Source organism: Pelomonas cellulosilytica (assembly GCF_021353265.1).
GTDB lineage: Bacteria > Pseudomonadota > Gammaproteobacteria > Burkholderiales > Burkholderiaceae_C > Pelomonas > Pelomonas cellulosilytica.
On record NZ_JAJTWU010000002.1, the window covers coordinates 173,300 to 187,564 of the forward strand.

The 14,265-nt window shown below is 68.9% G+C and carries 17 protein-coding genes; 5 read left to right on the forward strand and 12 right to left on the reverse strand.

Features of this window, described 5'->3' with window-relative positions:
• The first annotated feature begins 3 nt into the window (after positions 1-3).
• Together LXT13_RS04735 and LXT13_RS04740 are read left to right on the forward strand one after the other, a co-directional pair.
• Positions 4-870, forward strand: coding sequence for an alpha/beta hydrolase (locus LXT13_RS04735; protein WP_233370469.1), 867 nt, complete (start codon positions 4-6; stop codon positions 868-870).
• Positions 871-877: 7 nt separating this feature from the next.
• Complete coding sequence (locus tag LXT13_RS04740; RefSeq protein WP_233370470.1) at positions 878-1,741, forward strand: alpha/beta hydrolase; 864 nt, start codon at positions 878-880, stop codon at positions 1,739-1,741.
• Here LXT13_RS04740 and LXT13_RS04745 read toward each other — a convergent pair.
• From LXT13_RS04745 to LXT13_RS04780, 8 genes are all read right to left on the reverse strand, one after another.
• Positions 1,738-2,250: a hypothetical protein gene (locus LXT13_RS04745; RefSeq protein WP_233370471.1), complete on the reverse strand. Its 513-nt coding sequence runs from the start codon at positions 2,248-2,250 to the stop codon at positions 1,738-1,740. The two genes, LXT13_RS04740 and LXT13_RS04745, sit on opposite strands and share 4 nt — an antisense overlap.
• A gap of 8 nt (positions 2,251-2,258) precedes the next feature.
• Positions 2,259-3,764, reverse strand: coding sequence for an RNA polymerase factor sigma-54 (locus tag LXT13_RS04750; protein WP_233370472.1), 1,506 nt, complete (start codon positions 3,762-3,764; stop codon positions 2,259-2,261).
• A gap of 14 nt (positions 3,765-3,778) precedes the next feature.
• Positions 3,779-4,543 carry an LPS export ABC transporter ATP-binding protein gene (gene lptB, locus LXT13_RS04755; protein WP_233370473.1) on the reverse strand — a complete coding sequence of 255 codons (765 nt, stop codon included), beginning with the start codon at positions 4,541-4,543 and terminating at the stop codon, positions 3,779-3,781.
• Positions 4,540-5,148 (reverse strand): lipopolysaccharide transport periplasmic protein LptA, encoded by a 609-nt coding sequence (lptA, locus tag LXT13_RS04760; protein ID WP_233370474.1) that lies wholly within the window; start codon positions 5,146-5,148, stop codon positions 4,540-4,542. Before lptA ends, lptB begins: the two co-directional genes overlap by 4 nt.
• 124 nt (positions 5,149-5,272) lie before the next feature.
• On the reverse strand, positions 5,273-5,935 hold the full coding sequence (locus LXT13_RS04765; protein WP_233370475.1) for a thiol:disulfide interchange protein DsbA/DsbL: 663 nt from the start codon (positions 5,933-5,935) through the stop codon (positions 5,273-5,275).
• A gap of 24 nt (positions 5,936-5,959) precedes the next feature.
• Positions 5,960-6,640, reverse strand: coding sequence for an SPOR domain-containing protein (locus LXT13_RS04770; protein ID WP_233370476.1), 681 nt, complete (start codon positions 6,638-6,640; stop codon positions 5,960-5,962).
• Positions 6,637-8,337 (reverse strand): arginine--tRNA ligase, encoded by a 1,701-nt coding sequence (argS, locus tag LXT13_RS04775; protein WP_233370477.1) that lies wholly within the window; start codon positions 8,335-8,337, stop codon positions 6,637-6,639. The genes LXT13_RS04770 and argS overlap by 4 nt, the downstream gene beginning before the upstream one ends.
• Positions 8,338-8,391: 54 nt before the next feature.
• Complete coding sequence (locus LXT13_RS04780) at positions 8,392-8,787, reverse strand: VOC family protein (RefSeq protein WP_233370478.1); 396 nt, start codon at positions 8,785-8,787, stop codon at positions 8,392-8,394.
• A 31-nt stretch (positions 8,788-8,818) separates the two neighbouring features.
• Here LXT13_RS04780 and LXT13_RS04785 point away from each other — a divergent pair, with 31 nt between their 5' ends.
• The 3 genes from LXT13_RS04785 to LXT13_RS04795 all read left to right on the forward strand — a co-directional run bounded on the left by LXT13_RS04785 (position 8,819) and on the right by LXT13_RS04795 (position 10,978).
• Positions 8,819-10,165 carry a serine/threonine-protein kinase gene (locus LXT13_RS04785; RefSeq protein ID WP_233370479.1) on the forward strand — a complete coding sequence of 449 codons (1,347 nt, stop codon included), beginning with the start codon at positions 8,819-8,821 and terminating at the stop codon, positions 10,163-10,165.
• A 95-nt stretch (positions 10,166-10,260) separates the two neighbouring features.
• Positions 10,261-10,548: a PsiF family protein gene (locus tag LXT13_RS04790; RefSeq protein ID WP_233370480.1), complete on the forward strand. Its 288-nt coding sequence runs from the start codon at positions 10,261-10,263 to the stop codon at positions 10,546-10,548.
• 163 nt (positions 10,549-10,711) lie between these two features.
• Positions 10,712-10,978 (forward strand): YMGG-like glycine zipper-containing protein, encoded by a 267-nt coding sequence (locus tag LXT13_RS04795; protein ID WP_233370481.1) that lies wholly within the window; start codon positions 10,712-10,714, stop codon positions 10,976-10,978.
• A 2-nt stretch (positions 10,979-10,980) separates the two neighbouring features.
• Here the strand turns inward: LXT13_RS04795 and LXT13_RS04800 are convergent, their stop codons facing one another.
• From LXT13_RS04800 to LXT13_RS04815, 4 genes are all read right to left on the reverse strand, one after another.
• Positions 10,981-11,940 (reverse strand): dipeptide ABC transporter ATP-binding protein, encoded by a 960-nt coding sequence (locus LXT13_RS04800; RefSeq protein WP_233370482.1) that lies wholly within the window; start codon positions 11,938-11,940, stop codon positions 10,981-10,983.
• On the reverse strand, positions 11,933-12,907 hold the full coding sequence (locus LXT13_RS04805; RefSeq protein ID WP_233370483.1) for an ABC transporter ATP-binding protein: 975 nt from the start codon (positions 12,905-12,907) through the stop codon (positions 11,933-11,935). Before LXT13_RS04805 ends, LXT13_RS04800 begins: the two co-directional genes overlap by 8 nt.
• Positions 12,908-12,983: 76 nt before the next feature.
• Positions 12,984-13,877, reverse strand: a complete 894-nt coding sequence (locus LXT13_RS04810; RefSeq protein ID WP_233370484.1) for an ABC transporter permease subunit — start codon at positions 13,875-13,877, stop codon at positions 12,984-12,986.
• Positions 13,874-14,263, reverse strand: a complete 390-nt coding sequence (locus LXT13_RS04815; protein ID WP_233370485.1) for a hypothetical protein — start codon at positions 14,261-14,263, stop codon at positions 13,874-13,876. The genes LXT13_RS04810 and LXT13_RS04815 overlap by 4 nt, the downstream gene beginning before the upstream one ends.
• Positions 14,264-14,265: the final 2 nt, after the last annotated feature.

The window sequence follows — 14,265 nt, forward strand, 5'->3', positions numbered from 1 at the left end:
GCCATGAAGCGAATCGCCCTGACCCTGGCATTCCTGTGCTCGATCCCGCCCGTGAGTGCCGACACGCCGCCGGCCTTCCCGCTCCACACGACGCCCAGCACGCAGTTGCGCGTGCTGCCCAAGAGTGCCGACGGCCGCAGCTACCAACTGCACGTGCACCTGCCGGCATCGTTCGGCAGCGAGCCCAAGCGGCGCTACCCGGTGCTGTTCGTCACCGACGGCTACTGGGATTTCGCGACCGTCGTCGCCTCGTACAACAACCTCGCCTACGACAAGGTCGTGCCGGAGTTCATCACGGTGGGCCTGGGCTATGCCGGCACCGGGCTGGACTACGGCAGGCTGCGCACATGGGACCTGTCGCCTGTGCCGCTGAGCCCGGGCGACGGCGACTCCGGCCACGCCGACAAGTTCCTCGCCGTGCTGGAGCGGGACATCATTCCGTTCGTCGAGCGTGAGTACCGCGCCGACCCGGCGCACCGCGCGCTGGCCGGCAGTTCGCTCGGCGGGCTGTTCACGCTGTACGCGATGTACGCCCGACCGGGGCTGTTCGAGGGCTACATCGCCGCGAGCCCCGCTGTCGTTGCCGGCAACGACTGGCTGATCACGCAGGCCAAGGCATTTGCCGAGGCCGGCAAGCCGATCAAGGCGCGCCTCTACGTCACTGGCGCCGAGTACGAATGGCCGGGCTTCCTCGCCGGCATCAAGCGATACCAGGCGCTGCTGCCCGAACTCAAGCATCCGCAGCTTGTCTTCCAGAACCGCATCATCGACGGCGAACGCCACGCCGGCACCAAGGCCGAGAGCTACACGCGCGGCATGCGCTACGTCTTCGAGCCACTGGCACCGGAGACCGGTCCGTCGAAGGACTGACCCCGCCATGAAGCGACTCGCCCTGTCGCTGGCTCTCGCGTTGGGCGCGCTGCCGGCGCTGGCCGCCCCCGCGCCCGTCTATCCGCCGCACGTCGTGCCACGCACGCAGCTGCGCGTGCTGCCCCCGACGCCCGAGGGCCGGCACTACCAGTTGCACGTGCACCTGCCGGCGTCCTTTGCGAGGGAGCCGCAGCGGCGCTACCCGGTGCTCTATGTCACCGACGGCTACTGGGACTTCACGACCTTCATCAACGCCTATAACAGCAAGGTCGCGGACCGCGTCGTGCCCGAGTTCATCATCGTGGGCCTGGGCTACGCTGGCGACAACCCCGACTACGACATGTTGCGCCGCTGGGACCTGCCGCCGATGAAGCTGCCGCAACCCGGCGACACGGGCCATGCCGACAAGTTCCTCGCGACGCTGGAGCACGAGATCATCCCGCTCGTCGAGCGCGACTACCGCGCCGACCCAGCCCACCGCGTGCTGGCTGGCAGCTCACTGGGCGGCCTGTTCACGCTGTACGCGATGTACACGAAACCGGCGCTGTTCCAGGGCTACATCGCCGCCAGCCCGGCCGTGAACGTCGCCGACGACTGGATCATCCGGCAGGCCAGGGCCTATGCCGCGACAGGCAAGCCGATCCCGGCGCGTCTGTACGTGACCGGTGCCGAGCTGGAATGGCCCGCCTACCTCGCCGGTATCCAGCGCTACATGGCGTTGCTGCCTGAGCTGAATCATCCGGGCCTCGTGTTCGAGAGTCGCATCATCGACGGCGAGCGCCACAGCGGCACGAAGCCGGAAAGCTACGCGCGCGGCATGAAGTTCGTCTTCGCGCCCTTGGCGCCGGAGACCGGGCCGCAGAAAGACTAGCGCACCCGCGCCACCTTGACCTGGAAGCCCACGCCCTCGATCTCCAGGTAGAACGCGCCCAGCATGCCGCGGTGCACGATGACCTTGGGGTCCTGCAGGTCGTAGTAGGCGCTGCTGCCATCGACCACGCGCCAGACCTGGCCGTTCTCCAGCTCGATGCGCGTGTTCGGCCCCCAGCCCTGGAACTTGCCGACGATGCGGCTGTCGATCTGCTTCAGCTCGGGCGCGGCGGCCGTGGGCTTGACGGATTCCTGGCCGAACTTGGCGACGGGGTCGGCCGGTGCGGCCGGCGGTACCGCCACGGCGGCAATGGGCGCGGCGGCCTGCGCGGCGACCGGGCCGATGGGCGGCGTGGCCGGTAGCGGCAGCGCGTCGTAGCAGGCCAGGCGCTTCGTCGCGTCGGCGAGCTGCCGGCAGACCTGCAGGTCTGCCACGGCCGGCTGCGCGTGAGCGGCGGAGACGGCGGCCAGCGCCGTCAGTGCAAAAGCCAGGGGACGCCATCTCGACATGGAAACTCCTACAGCGCCTTGCGCAGGTTGGCGGGCGCGATCTTCATCGCCTCGCGGTACTTGGCCACCGTGCGCCGCGCGCACTGGATGCCTTGCTCCTCCAGCATGGCCGCGAGCGCGCTGTCGGACAACGGTTTCTTCGTATCCTCGGCGGCGACGAACTGCTTGATCAGCGCGCGCACCGCCGTGCTGGAGGCCTCGCCGCCTGCTTCCGTCGACAGGCCGGAGCCGAAGAAGTACTTCAGCTCGAAGGTGCCCCAAGGCGTGGCCATGTACTTGGCGGTTGTCACGCGGGAGATGGTTGACTCGTGTAGCCCCAGTTCGTCGGCGATCTCGCGCAGCACCAGCGGCTTCATTGCCAGCTCGCCATGCGTGAAGAAGCCGCGCTGGCGCTCCACGATGGCCTGGCTGACGCGCAGGATGGTGTCGAAGCGCTGCTGGATGTTCTTGATGAACCAGCGCGCCTCTTGCAGCTGGCCGCCCAGCGGCGAATTGCTGATGCCGCCGCGCGTCGCGCGCAGCGCGTTGGCATACAGCTCGTTGATGCGCAGCTTGGGCGCCACCTCGGGGTTGAGCATGACGCGGAACTCGCGCCCGCTCTTGCGCACGATGACGTCCGGCACGATGGCGGCCGCGGCGGCGCCGGTGAACCGGCGGCCGGGCTTGGGCTCCAGCTGCGTGATCATCAGCTGCGCCTCGCGCAGCAGCACCTCGTCTGCGCCGGTCTCGGCCATCAGCCGGCGCACGTCGCGGCGGGCCAGCAGTTCCAGGTGGCCGTTGCAGATGTGGATGGCGGTGGCCTGGGCGGGGCAGGCGATGCCAGCACGCAGCTGCAGCGTCAGGCATTCGGACAGGTTGCGCGCGCCGATGCCGGCCGGGTCAAGGCTCTGCAGCAATCGCAGCGCGATGCGCAGGCGGTCCGCCAGATCCTCGCGCGCCTCCTCGTCGGCGTCGTCGCCCGCCAGCGCGGCAGCCAGCTCCTCCAGCGAGTCCTCCAGGTAGCCGTCCTCGTTGAGCGACTCGATGAGCACGTGCATGGCCGCCCGGTCTTCCGGGGACAGGCTCATGCCGGCCAGCTGCTGGGCGAGGTGTTCGGCCAGCGTCGTTTCGGCCGACTCCTGACTCTCGCGCTCGCCGTCGTCGTCGCCGCTGGCAGGACTGTTGCTGGGCAGCTCGCGGATGCCGTCGAAGTCGTCCCGCTCGGTGCCGTTCTCCCAATCCTCGCGCTCGGTGCCGCCGAAGTCGTCGCCGCTGAGCTCGGGCGCCTCGCTGCTGCTGCCGCCGTCGGTGTCGACACCGCTGTCTCCAGATGACTCGGCGGGCGCATTGGCGGCCAGTTCCGGCGTGCTGACGGTGAACTCCTCCTCCGTCTCCAGCAGCGGATTGCTGGCCAGCATCTGCTCGACTTCCTGGTGCAGCTCCAGCGTGGAGAGCTGGAGCAGCCGGATGGATTGCTGAAGTTGTGGCGTCAGCGCGAGGTGCTGACTGAGGCGGACTTGGAGGGTTTGTTTCATGTCCGTCCCTGCCCCTACATCCGGAAGTGTTCGCCGAGGTAGACCTTGCGCACGTCCGCGTTCGCAACGATCTCGTCCGGCGTGCCCTCGGCGAGCACGGCACCCTCGCTGATGATGTAGGCGCGGTCGCAGATGCCCAGCGTCTCGCGGACGTTGTGGTCTGTGATCAGCACGCCGATGCCGCGGCTCTTCAGGAAGCCGATGATGCGCTGGATCTCCAGCACGGCGATCGGGTCGACGCCGGCGAAGGGCTCGTCCAGCAGGATGAAGCGCGGCTGCGTGGCCAGCGCACGGGCGATCTCGACGCGCCGCCGCTCGCCGCCGGACAGCGCCGGCGCCGGGCTGTCGCGCAGGCCTTCGATGGACAGGTCGTGCAGCAGGCCGTTCAGCAGTTCGTCGATGCGGGCGTTGGGCAGCGGCTTGCCGCGGTCGTCCTGCTGCAACTCCAGCACGGCGCGGATGTTCTGCGCTACGGTGAGCTTGCGGAAGATCGACGCCTCCTGCGGCAGGTAGCTCAGCCCCAGCCTCGCGCGCTGGTGGATTGGCAGGCGCTGCACCTCAGCGCCGTCGATGCGGATGACGCCGGCGTCGGACCGCACGAGGCCCACGATCATGTAGAAGCTGGTCGTCTTGCCGGCGCCGTTGGGGCCCAGCAGGCCGACGACCTCGCCGCAGTCCACGCGCACGTGCACATCCTTGACGACCTTGCGGACGCCATAGGTCTTGGCCAGGCCCTCGGCCTCGAGACGGCTGCCGCAGGCAGGGGTGGCGCTCGTCATGAGGGCTTGCGGGGCGTCGTGATCGTCGTCGACGGCTGCAGCGGCAACCCCGGCTGGACAGCGGACGCCGGGGCGTCGCCGGCCTGGGCGCGCGGCATCATGACGATGCGCGTGCGGCCGTTGGGGTTGGGCGACGCGTTGCCGCCTTCCAGCGTGAACACCTCGGAGCGGCTGTCATAGACGATGACGGCGCCCGTCACCTCTTCGGCCACCAGCGAGCCGCGCGTGCGGCGCACGTTGGCGTTGCCGATGAAGCGGACGGTCTCGGTGCGGGTGTCGTACTCCAGCTGGTCGGCTTGGCCCTCGACGGCCTCGCCGGGCGTGTCGCGGTTCTGACGGAAGCTCACCGGCTGGCCGGCCACGCCGCTGGCAAAGGCCTGCACATAGCCGTCCGGCGTCTCCTTGACGTCCACCTTCTCCGCCTTCAGCTGCAGGCTGCCGCGGGTAATGATGACGTTGCCCTCCAGGCCCAGGCGCTGGTTGGCGTTGTCGATGCTGCCGGGCTTGTCGGATGAAAAGACGAACGGCTTGAGCCGGTCGGCTTTCTCCGCGTGGGCGGCGGTCAGAGCAAGCGCAAGTGCAAGCGGGATGAGGGGGCGGGGCATGGCGGCACGGAAGTTGCAGGCCATTCTAGGCCGGCCCCCAGCGTATCAGGCCGCTTGCCGTGACAACTTGATCGGGTAATTGACGCTGTTGAAACGGCGTAGGTCAGGCCGGCGTCGCCCGCCTTCAGGCCTTGCTGCGGGCCCGCTGGATCAGGAAGTCCATGACCTGCAGCGCCTTGGCGCCGGACTCGCTCTCCGGCACGCGTTGGCCGACGGTGGCCATCCCGGGCGAGGTCAGGAAGCGGCCACCGATGCCCACGCTGGGCACGCCGTCGATGCGGAAGGCCTCGGACAGCTTCTCGGCCTGCGTGCACTTGGTCTGCACGCCGAACGAGTTGTAGGCGTCCTGGTACTTGGCGGCGTCGACGCCCAGCGTGCCGAGAAACTTGGCCTGGGCCTTGACGTCGTCCAGCGGCAGGCCCTGCTGGTGCATGGCCGCGAAGATGGCCGGGCGCACCTGGGCTTCCTTGCCCAGTGCCTCCAGCGCGTAGAACATGCGCTGGTGGATCTTGACGTTGGCGCGGAAGGCCACGTGGGCCTTGCGGTAGCTGACGTCGGCCGGCAGCTTCTTGGCCCAGTCCTCGATCAGCGGCTCGAACGCGTAGCAGTGCGGGCAGCCGTACCAGAAGAACTCGACGACCTCGATCTTGCCGGGGGGCGTCGGCAGCGGCTGCGACAGCACGGTGTACTGGCGGCCCTCGACGGGGCCGCCCTGGGCGAGGGCCGGGCCGGTCGCGGTCAGGACGGGGGCGGTGGCGAGCAGGGCGGAGAAATCGCGGCGCTTCATGGCGGGAGGCATCCTTCAGGCGGGTCAGCGTTGTGCACGGACGAGGTTGGCTTCGAAGCCGGCGCCCTCGATCTTGCGTTGCAGGTCTTCGGCGGCATCGCGCGTGTCCATGGGACCCAGGCGCACGCGGTAGACGGTGCGGCCATTCTGCTCGCGCTCCATCACCTTCGCCGTGAAGCCCTGGATGGCCAGCTTGGCCTTCTGGGTTTCGGCCTCTTCCGGGCGCGTGAAGGCGCCGGCCTGCACGAAATAGACGTAGGGCTCGGCTCCCGGTGTCGCGGCAGGCGCCGGTGTGGCCGCAGCGGTATCGGCCTTGGATGCGGCCGCCTTGGGCGGCGTGACAGGCACCTGGGCGGCCGGCTGCGGCTGCGTGGCCGCGGCGCTGGCGGCGGCCACGGCGGCGCTGGCGCTCGTCGTCGCCGGGGGCGGTGCGGTCAGCGGTGGCGTGTTGACGACGCCGCTGGCGCTGCGCGCGGCCTTGCCGGCCAGCGGCGCGTTCGGGTCCCAGTTCTTGTTGCGCTCGGCCTCTGCGGCATCCTGCTCGGCAGTGCGTTGCGGCACCTTGTTGACGAACGGGATCGGCACCTTGGTGATGTACAGCGCCACGCCCAGCGCAATGGCTAGGCCCACCAGCAGGCCGACGATGAGGCCCAGGACGAAGCCGCCCTTTTGCTGTTTGTGGCTGGCGGGTTTGGAGGAGGTCATTCGGTCTCCGAGGTTTCAGGGATGTCGCGGCTCATCTGTTCGGGCGCGCTGACGCCCAGCATGCCGAGCGCATTGGCCAGCACCTGGCGGGTTGCTTGCAGCAGCGCCACGCGCGCGCGTGTCAGCTCCGGCGCCTGGCCCAGCACGCGTTCGGCGGCGTAGTAGGCGTGATAGGCGCCGGCCAGGTCGCGGGCATAGAAGGCAATGTCGTGTGGTGCGATGCCGGCGGCGGCGCCGGTCAGCATGTCAGGGTAGGCGGCGAGCTTGAGCATCAGCGCCTCTTCCGTCGGTGCGGTCAGCAGACCCAGGTCTGCCGCGCTTTGCAGGTCACCGCCCCACTTGCGGATGACGGAGCAGATGCGCGCATGGGCGTACTGCACGTAGAACACTGGGTTCTCGTCGTTCTGTTTCAGCGCGAGGTCGACATCGAAGACGAACTCGGTGTCGGCCTTGCGGCTGATCAGGAAGAAGCGCACGGCATCGCGACTGGTCCAGTCGATCAGGTCGCGCAGCGTCACATAGCTGCCGGCGCGCTTGGAGATCTTGACCTCGGCGCCGTCCTTCATGACGGTGACCATCTTGTGCAGCACGTAGTCCGGGAAGCCCTGCGGGATGCCCAGGTTCACCGCCTGCAGGCCGGCGCGCACGCGGGCGATGGTGCCATGGTGGTCCGTGCCCTGGATGTTGATGCACTGCGTGTAGCCGCGCTGGAACTTGTTGATGTGATAGGCCACGTCGGGCACGAAGTAGGTGTAGCCCCCTTCCTTCTTGCGCATGACGCGGTCCTTGTCGTCGCCGTAGTCGGTCGTGCGCAGCCAGAGGGCGCCGCCTTCCTCGTACGTCTTGCCGCTGGCCACCAGACGCTCGACCGTCTTTTCCAGCTGGCCGCCGGCGTAGACGCTGGTCTCCAGGAAGTAGCTGTCGAACTTCAGGCCGAAGGCCTGCAGGTCCAGGTCCTGCTCGTGGCGCAGGTAGGCCACGGCGAACTGGCGGATGCTGTCGAGGTCGTCCACGTCGCCCGAGGCGGTGAACTCCCGGTCGTCGGCCTTCACCGTTTCCTTGCGCAGGAAGGCGTTGGCGATGTCCTGGATGTAGTCGCCGTTGTAGGCGGCCTCGGGCCACTCGGCATCACCGGGCTTGAAGCCCTTGAGCCGCAGCTGTGTGGAGTTGGCCAGCGTGGCGATCTGCACGCCGGCGTCGTTGTAATAAAACTCGCGGGTGACCTGGTGGCCCTGGCTCTGGAACACGGAGCACAGCGCGTCGCCCAGCGCTGCCTGGCGGGCGTGGCCCACGTGCAGCGGGCCGGTCGGATTGGCCGACACGAACTCGATCATTACGTGCTTGCCGGTGGCCGGGCGGTGACCGAACTTGCCGGCGGCGGCAAGCACCTCGGCGACGACCGCCTGCTTGGCGGCGGGTTTCAGGCGGATGTTGATGAAGCCGGGGCCGGCGATTTCGAGCGACTGCACCCACTGCTCGAACGCCGGCTGGGCCTGCAGCGACGCGATGAGCCGGGTGGCCAGTTCGCGCGGGTTGGCCTTCAGCGGCTTGGCCAGCTGCATCGCGGCCGTGCAGGCGAAGTCGCCGTGGGCGGCCTGCTTGGGGGATTCGAAAGCCGCGACGGCGGTCGTGCCGGGGGCGATTTCTTGCAGAGAGTCGGCGAGTGCGGCGAGCAGCGCCTGCTTGGCTTGGATCATGGACGGGATTCTAGGAGCCCCCCTTCAACGCCTGGGGTCGGCGTCCCGGTGGACTCAGCCGGCCGGCGGCTCGTGGCAGGCGACACAGAGCTTGTTGCCGTCCGGGTCGCGGAAGTAGGCGCCGTAGTAGTCCTGGTGATAGTGCGGGCGCAGTCCCGGCGGGCCTTCGCAGCGGCCGCCGTGGGCCAGCGCCGTCGCGTGGGCGTCGTTCACCTGTGCCCGGCTGGCGGCCAGCAGCGCGACCATCTGGCCGTTGCCGGGCGCATGCTCGCCCTCGAACGGCGCGCCCAGCAGCAGCAGGGGGCGCGGGCCGGGCGTGCTTTGCCAGCCGGCCCATGGCCGCTCCGGCTCGCAGAACCGCTCGGCAATGCCGAGGCCGGCGAGCAGCGGCCTGTAGAAGGCGAGGGCGCGTCCGAAGTCACGTGTGCCGATGAAGATGTGCGAGAACATGGGACAAGGCCTCCGGGGAGCGGCTCGTATCATGCCCCGCGTGAGCGCTCTTGCTGAAGACCTGCCCCTCCACATCGGCCGCTACCAGGTGCTGCGGCGACTGGGCGAGGGTGCGACCAGCGACGTGTTCCTGGCGCGCGACCCCTTCCAGGGTCAGGAGGTCGCGATCAAGCGCATGCGTAGCTGGGCGCCGCCGCAGGACGAGCCGGCCAGCGACTTCAGCAACCGCTTCTTCAGCGCCGAGGCGGCGCTGGCCGGGCAGCTGAACCACCCCAACGTCGTCGCCATCCTCGACGCCGTGGCCGAGGCCGCAGCGCCTTATCTGGTCATGGAGTACGTACCGGGCGTCACGCTCAAGCATTTCTGCCGCAGCGACCGCCTGCTTCCGTTGGAGCAGATCGTCGAACTCGCGTTCAAGTGCGCGATGGCGCTGGGCTACGTTTACCACCAGGGCCTGATCCACCGCGACGTGAAGCCCGCCAACCTGCTGGCCGTGCTGGATGCCTCCGGCCAGGTCGTGGACGTCAAGGTCAGCGACTTCGGCTCCGCGCTGAACCTGAACGCCGATGCGACGCAGATCCACCGTGTCGGCTCGCTCGCCTACATGCCGCCGGAGCAGATCGAGGGCGCCGACGTGGACTGCCGCGCCGACATCTACGCGCTGGGCGCCGTGCTGTACCACCTCATCAGCGGGCGGGCGCCCTTCGAGGCGCCGCACCAGATGGCGCTGATGCACCAGATCTATCACCAGGCGCCGCTGTCGCTGGTGGGCCAGCGCGAGGGCGTCACGGCGGCGCTGGACGCCGTCGTGCAGCGAGCGTTGGCCAAGCAGCCGCATGAGCGCTTCGCCGACTGGGAGGAGTTCGCCCGCGCGCTGTCGTCGCTGGTCGCCAGCCAGCAGGTGCCGTTGAACCGGCTGGGCGAGGTGCGGGATTCCGAGCGCTTCAACATGCTGCGCTCGCTGGAGTTCTTTGCCGAATTCGGCGATGTGCAGCTGTGGGAGGTCGTGCGCCGCGCACGCTGGAAGCGCTATCCCGAAGGCTATGCGCTGTTCCGCCGCGGTCAGGAGGGGAACAGCTTTCACATCATTGCGCAGGGTGAGGTGGAAGTGTTCCGGGACGGCCGGCTCGTCGCCACGCTGGGCCAGGGCACATCGGTGGGCGAGATGGCCTACCTGGCGCCCAACCCCGACCTGCGCCGCCACAGTACCGACATCAAGGTTACGCGCGAGTGCACGACGATCTGCTTTACGCCCGAGTCCATGGAGCAGCTGAGCTCCGAATGCCGGCACCGCTTCGACCGCGGCTTCATCCGCGTGCTGGTGCGCCGCCTGCACGCCGCCCACGAGGCGCTGGCGCATCCGCGACGCATCCTGTGACTGGGCTGACGGCGGGCGGCCGACCTCTTGGCAGCCCCGCCGGCCCGTGCTGGAATCCTCGCGTTCCCACTCCCGACACCTGCAAGGAGACCCCGATGAAACGATTCGCCATCTTGCTGGCCAGCGCCGCGCTCACCGTGGCGGCCCATGCCACCCCGCAACAGGACAAGATGAAGTCGTGCAATGCCGAGGCCAAGTCCAGCGGCAAGACCGGCGACGAGCGCAAGGCCTTCATGAAGGAATGCCTGTCGGCCAAGTCCGCCGCTGCGCCGAGCCCCGCCGCAGCCTGCGAGCAGTCCGCCAAGGACAAGAAGCTGCACGGCGCCGCGGCCAAGTCGCACATCAAGAAGTGCACGGCCGACGCGGCCTCCGCGCCGCAGTGACGCCTCGCGTCTGACCCCCTCGAAGCCACCTGCGGGTGGCTTCTTGCTTACTGGCGCAGCGCAGCGACGCCGTCCGACACGCCGGCGGCGACATCACCGGCCCCGCGCGGTACGGGTTGCGACGACAGTGAAGCCATGTGAAGGCAACCCCGAGGACCTGACCATGAACACCGCTTCCGTCCAGCCCGATTCCGATCTGCATACCGGCGCCGTGTACTGGCGCATCACCCTCGTGTCCGTCGTGGCTGCTGCGACGCTGGCGCTGACAGCCTGTGCCGGCATGTCATCGCGTGAGCGCAGCACGGTCGTCGGTGCGACGGCAGGCGCCGTCGTTGGCGGCGCGGTGACCGGCACGACGACCGGCGCCGCCGTCGGCGCTGCGGCTGGCGGCCTCGTTGGCAACGAGGTCGACAAGCGCCGTAACCGCTGACCTCAGGCCGCGTGACAGGCCACGCGCCGACCGTCCACGTCGCGCAGCTGCGGCGCCTCTTCCGAGCACCGCGGCATGGCCAGCGGGCAGCGCTTGTGGAAGGCGCAGCCCGTGGGCGGATTCAGCGGGCTGGGCAGCTCGCCGTGGATGACGATGCGCTGGCGTCGCTCGACCTTACGCAGCGCTGGCGTGGCACTCATCAGCGCTTGCGTATACGGGTGGCGGGGCGACGCGAACAGCGTGCGCTTGTCGCCCACCTCCACCGCGGCGCCGAGGTACATGACCATGACGTCGTCGGCCACATGCTCGACAACCGACAGGTTGTGCGAGATGAACACATAGCCCGTGCCGAACTCGTCCTGCAGGTCCATGAACAGATTCAGGATCTGAGCCTGAATGGACACGTCCAGCGCGCTGACGGGCTCATCCGCGACGACGATGCCGGGGTTCAGCACCATGGCCCGTGCGATGGCGATGCGCTGGCGCTGACCGCCCGAGAACATGTGCGGATAACGGCGCAGGTGCTCCGGCCGCAGCCCCACCTTGGCCGCCAGCCCCTCGACGCGCTCGCGCCGCTCGGCGGCCGAGAGCGGCGTATTGATGACCAGCGGCTCGGCCAGCGTCGTCGCGATCGTCTTGCGCGGGTTCAGCGACGCGAACGGGTTCTGGAACACCATCTGCACGTCGCGCCGCAGGCCTTTCAGCGTCGCGGCGTCGGCCGTGGCGGCGTCCACGCCGCGGATCTTCAGCGCGCCGCGTGAGGGCGCTTCGATCAACGTCAGCTGGCGCGCCAGCGTGCTTTTGCCGCAGCCCGATTCACCGACGACGGCCAGCGTCCTACGTGGCGCCAGCGTGAAGCTCACGCCGTTCAGCGCCTTCACGACACCCTTGGGCTGGAACAGGCCGCGCCGCACCTCGTAGTGCCGGGTCAGGTCCAGCGCCTCCAGCAGCAGTTCAGCCATGGGCAGGCGCCTCCAGCACAGGATAGAAGCAGCGCACGCCGTCGGCCAGCGCCGGGCGTTCCGCCGCGCAGCGCGGCTGCGCGCGCGGGCAGCGCGGCGCCAGCAGGCAGCCGCTCGGCCGGTTCAGCGCGCCAGGCACCAGCCCCGGCAGCGCGGACAGCCGCCGCGCGCCGCGGTTGTGCTCGGGAATGGCGGCCAACAGCGCGTTTGTGTAGGGGTGGCGAGGCGCGTCGAACAGCGCGGGCGCGGCGCTCGTCTCGACAACCTGGCCGGCGTACATGACGGCCACGCGCGCTCCGTTCGGCGGGCCCGCGTCCGCCATCTCGGCGACGACGGCGAGGTCGTGCGTGATCATGACGAGGCCCATGCCGTGATCGCGCTGCAGCTTCAGCAGCAGCGCCATGACCTGGGCCTGGATGGTCACGTCCAGCGCGGTCGTTGGCTCGTCGGCGATCAGCAGCTTCGGCCCGCAGGCGATGGCCATGGCGATCATCACGCGCTGGTTCATGCCGCCGGACAGCTGGTGCGGGTAGGCGTTCGCGCGGTTGGCTGCGTCAGGGATCTCGACCTGCTCCAGCAGCTCGACAACGCGTTGGCGTGCCGCCTTTCCGGTGAGGCCCAGGTGGGCCTTCAGTGCCTCGGCGATCTGCGCGCCGACGGTGTAGCTGGGGTTGAGGCTGGTCAGCGCGTCCTGGAAGACCATTGCGATGTCGCGGCCGATGAGGTGGCGTCGCTCGCGGGCGGTCAGGCGCAGGAGGTCCTGGCCCTGGAACTCGAGCGCGTCGGCGTGGGCGCGGCCGGGTGGGTCGATGAGGCCCATCAGGGCCAACATGGCGACGGACTTGCCGGAGCCGGATTCGCCGACGATACCGAGGAATTCGCCGGGTTCCAGGCTGAGGTCGAGGCCGTCGACAGCAGGGAACGTGCCGAAGTGCACTTGCAGGTTGCGGATGGTCAGCAGGCTCATTCGCGTGGCTCCGTCAGGTGGTTCACGCGAATTCCCAGCATTGGCCTTGCCATCAACGCGGAGCGGCGAGAAAGCATCAAGCCACCCTCTTCAACCGCGGGTCCAACGCATCCCGCAGCCCGTCGCCCATCAGGTTGATCGCCAGCACCGTCACCAGAATCGACAGCCCTGGCAGCGTCACCACCCAGGACGCCCTCGCGATGTAGTCCCTGGCTGACGACAGCATCGTTCCCCACTCCGCCGTCGGTGCCTGCACGCCCAGCCCCAGGAAGCCCAGGCCCGCCGTCTCCAAAATGGCCGACGAGAACGACAGCGTCGCATTGACGATCAGCGGCGCCATGCAGTTGGGCAGCACGGTGATGAACATCAGCCGCCACACGCTCGCGCCAGCGACGCGGCTGGCCGTCACGTAGTCGCGGTCGATCTCGGCCAGCGCCGCGGCACGCGTGAGCCGCACATAGCCTGGCAGCGCGCCGACGGCAATCGCGATCACCGTGTTCACGAGCCCAGGCCCCAGCACCGTGATCACGCAGATCGCCAGCAGCAACGCCGGCAGCGCCAGCACGATGTCCATCACGCGCATGATGGCGGGCGAAAGCCAGCGCCCGAAGAACGCCGCCAGCAGCCCCAGCAGCACCCCCGGCAGCAGCGACATCGCCACCGCCGCCAGGCCGATGCCCAGTGACACGCGACCCCCATGCAACAGCCGGCTCAGCATGTCGCGGCCCAGCTCGTCGGTGCCGAGCAGGAAGCGCGCGCTGCCGCCTTCTGCCCAGATCGGCGGCGTCAGCATGAAGTCGCGGTACTGCTCGATAGGGGCGTAGGGCGCCAGCAATGGCGCGAACAGGCAGGTCGTCGCGATCAGAGCGAAGACGATCAGCGCCGCCAGCGCGCCGCGGTTGGCGGCGAAGCCCTGCCAGAAATCGCGCAGCGGGCCGGGAGGCGTGGTTTCGGCGATGGCTGTGGTCATGCAATGGCCTTGCCAGACTCTCGAGTCCATGCAAACAGCTCACCGAGCGTCATGTCGCTGTGCCAGCGTGCTTGCAGTTCAAGACCGTGCGTGAGCTTGAGGTCCCGGGCCAGGGTTTCGAGTTCGAGCGCGTCAGGCATCCAACGCTTCGGATACAGATGCCCATAGACGTCGAGCACCCGATCGCCAGGGCTGAATAGAAGGCGATGTCGGTCCGAGAACGCGAACGCGCGCACGAACAAGCCCAGGAAATCGCGGATCTGAGCGTTCGACGCAGCCGGGAAGGCATGCTTCCAGGCGGAGCCCTGGCAGCTCCGTTCCCTGTACGCTGCAGGCAAGCTGTCGAGCAAGCCTGCGAGCCAGTGTCGAAGTCGGTTCAACTGCATGC

Bases quoted from the DNA above. Each gene is read 5' to 3' on its own strand.
- LXT13_RS04740 (WP_233370470.1), top strand. From the start codon at position 878: ATGAAGCGACTCGCCCTGTCGCTGGCTCTCGCGTTGGGCGCGCTGCCG.
- LXT13_RS04735 (WP_233370469.1), top strand. From the start codon at position 4: ATGAAGCGAATCGCCCTGACCCTGGCATTCCTGTGCTCGATCCCGCCC.
- LXT13_RS04785 (WP_233370479.1), top strand. From the start codon at position 8,819: ATGCCCCGCGTGAGCGCTCTTGCTGAAGACCTGCCCCTCCACATCGGC.
- LXT13_RS04795 (WP_233370481.1), top strand. From the start codon at position 10,712: ATGAACACCGCTTCCGTCCAGCCCGATTCCGATCTGCATACCGGCGCC.
- LXT13_RS04790 (WP_233370480.1), top strand. From the start codon at position 10,261: ATGAAACGATTCGCCATCTTGCTGGCCAGCGCCGCGCTCACCGTGGCG.
- LXT13_RS04810 (WP_233370484.1), bottom strand. From the start codon at position 13,877: ATGACCACAGCCATCGCCGAAACCACGCCTCCCGGCCCGCTGCGCGAT.
- lptB (WP_233370473.1), bottom strand. From the start codon at position 4,543: ATGACGAGCGCCACCCCTGCCTGCGGCAGCCGTCTCGAGGCCGAGGGC.
- LXT13_RS04745 (WP_233370471.1), bottom strand. From the start codon at position 2,250: ATGTCGAGATGGCGTCCCCTGGCTTTTGCACTGACGGCGCTGGCCGCC.
- LXT13_RS04750 (WP_233370472.1), bottom strand. From the start codon at position 3,764: ATGAAACAAACCCTCCAAGTCCGCCTCAGTCAGCACCTCGCGCTGACG.
- LXT13_RS04770 (WP_233370476.1), bottom strand. From the start codon at position 6,640: ATGACCTCCTCCAAACCCGCCAGCCACAAACAGCAAAAGGGCGGCTTC.
- lptA (WP_233370474.1), bottom strand. From the start codon at position 5,148: ATGCCCCGCCCCCTCATCCCGCTTGCACTTGCGCTTGCTCTGACCGCC.
- LXT13_RS04780 (WP_233370478.1), bottom strand. From the start codon at position 8,787: ATGTTCTCGCACATCTTCATCGGCACACGTGACTTCGGACGCGCCCTC.
- LXT13_RS04805 (WP_233370483.1), bottom strand. From the start codon at position 12,907: ATGAGCCTGCTGACCATCCGCAACCTGCAAGTGCACTTCGGCACGTTC.
- LXT13_RS04800 (WP_233370482.1), bottom strand. From the start codon at position 11,940: ATGGCTGAACTGCTGCTGGAGGCGCTGGACCTGACCCGGCACTACGAG.
- LXT13_RS04765 (WP_233370475.1), bottom strand. From the start codon at position 5,935: ATGAAGCGCCGCGATTTCTCCGCCCTGCTCGCCACCGCCCCCGTCCTG.
- LXT13_RS04815 (WP_233370485.1), bottom strand. From the start codon at position 14,263: ATGCAGTTGAACCGACTTCGACACTGGCTCGCAGGCTTGCTCGACAGC.
- argS (WP_233370477.1), bottom strand. From the start codon at position 8,337: ATGATCCAAGCCAAGCAGGCGCTGCTCGCCGCACTCGCCGACTCTCTG.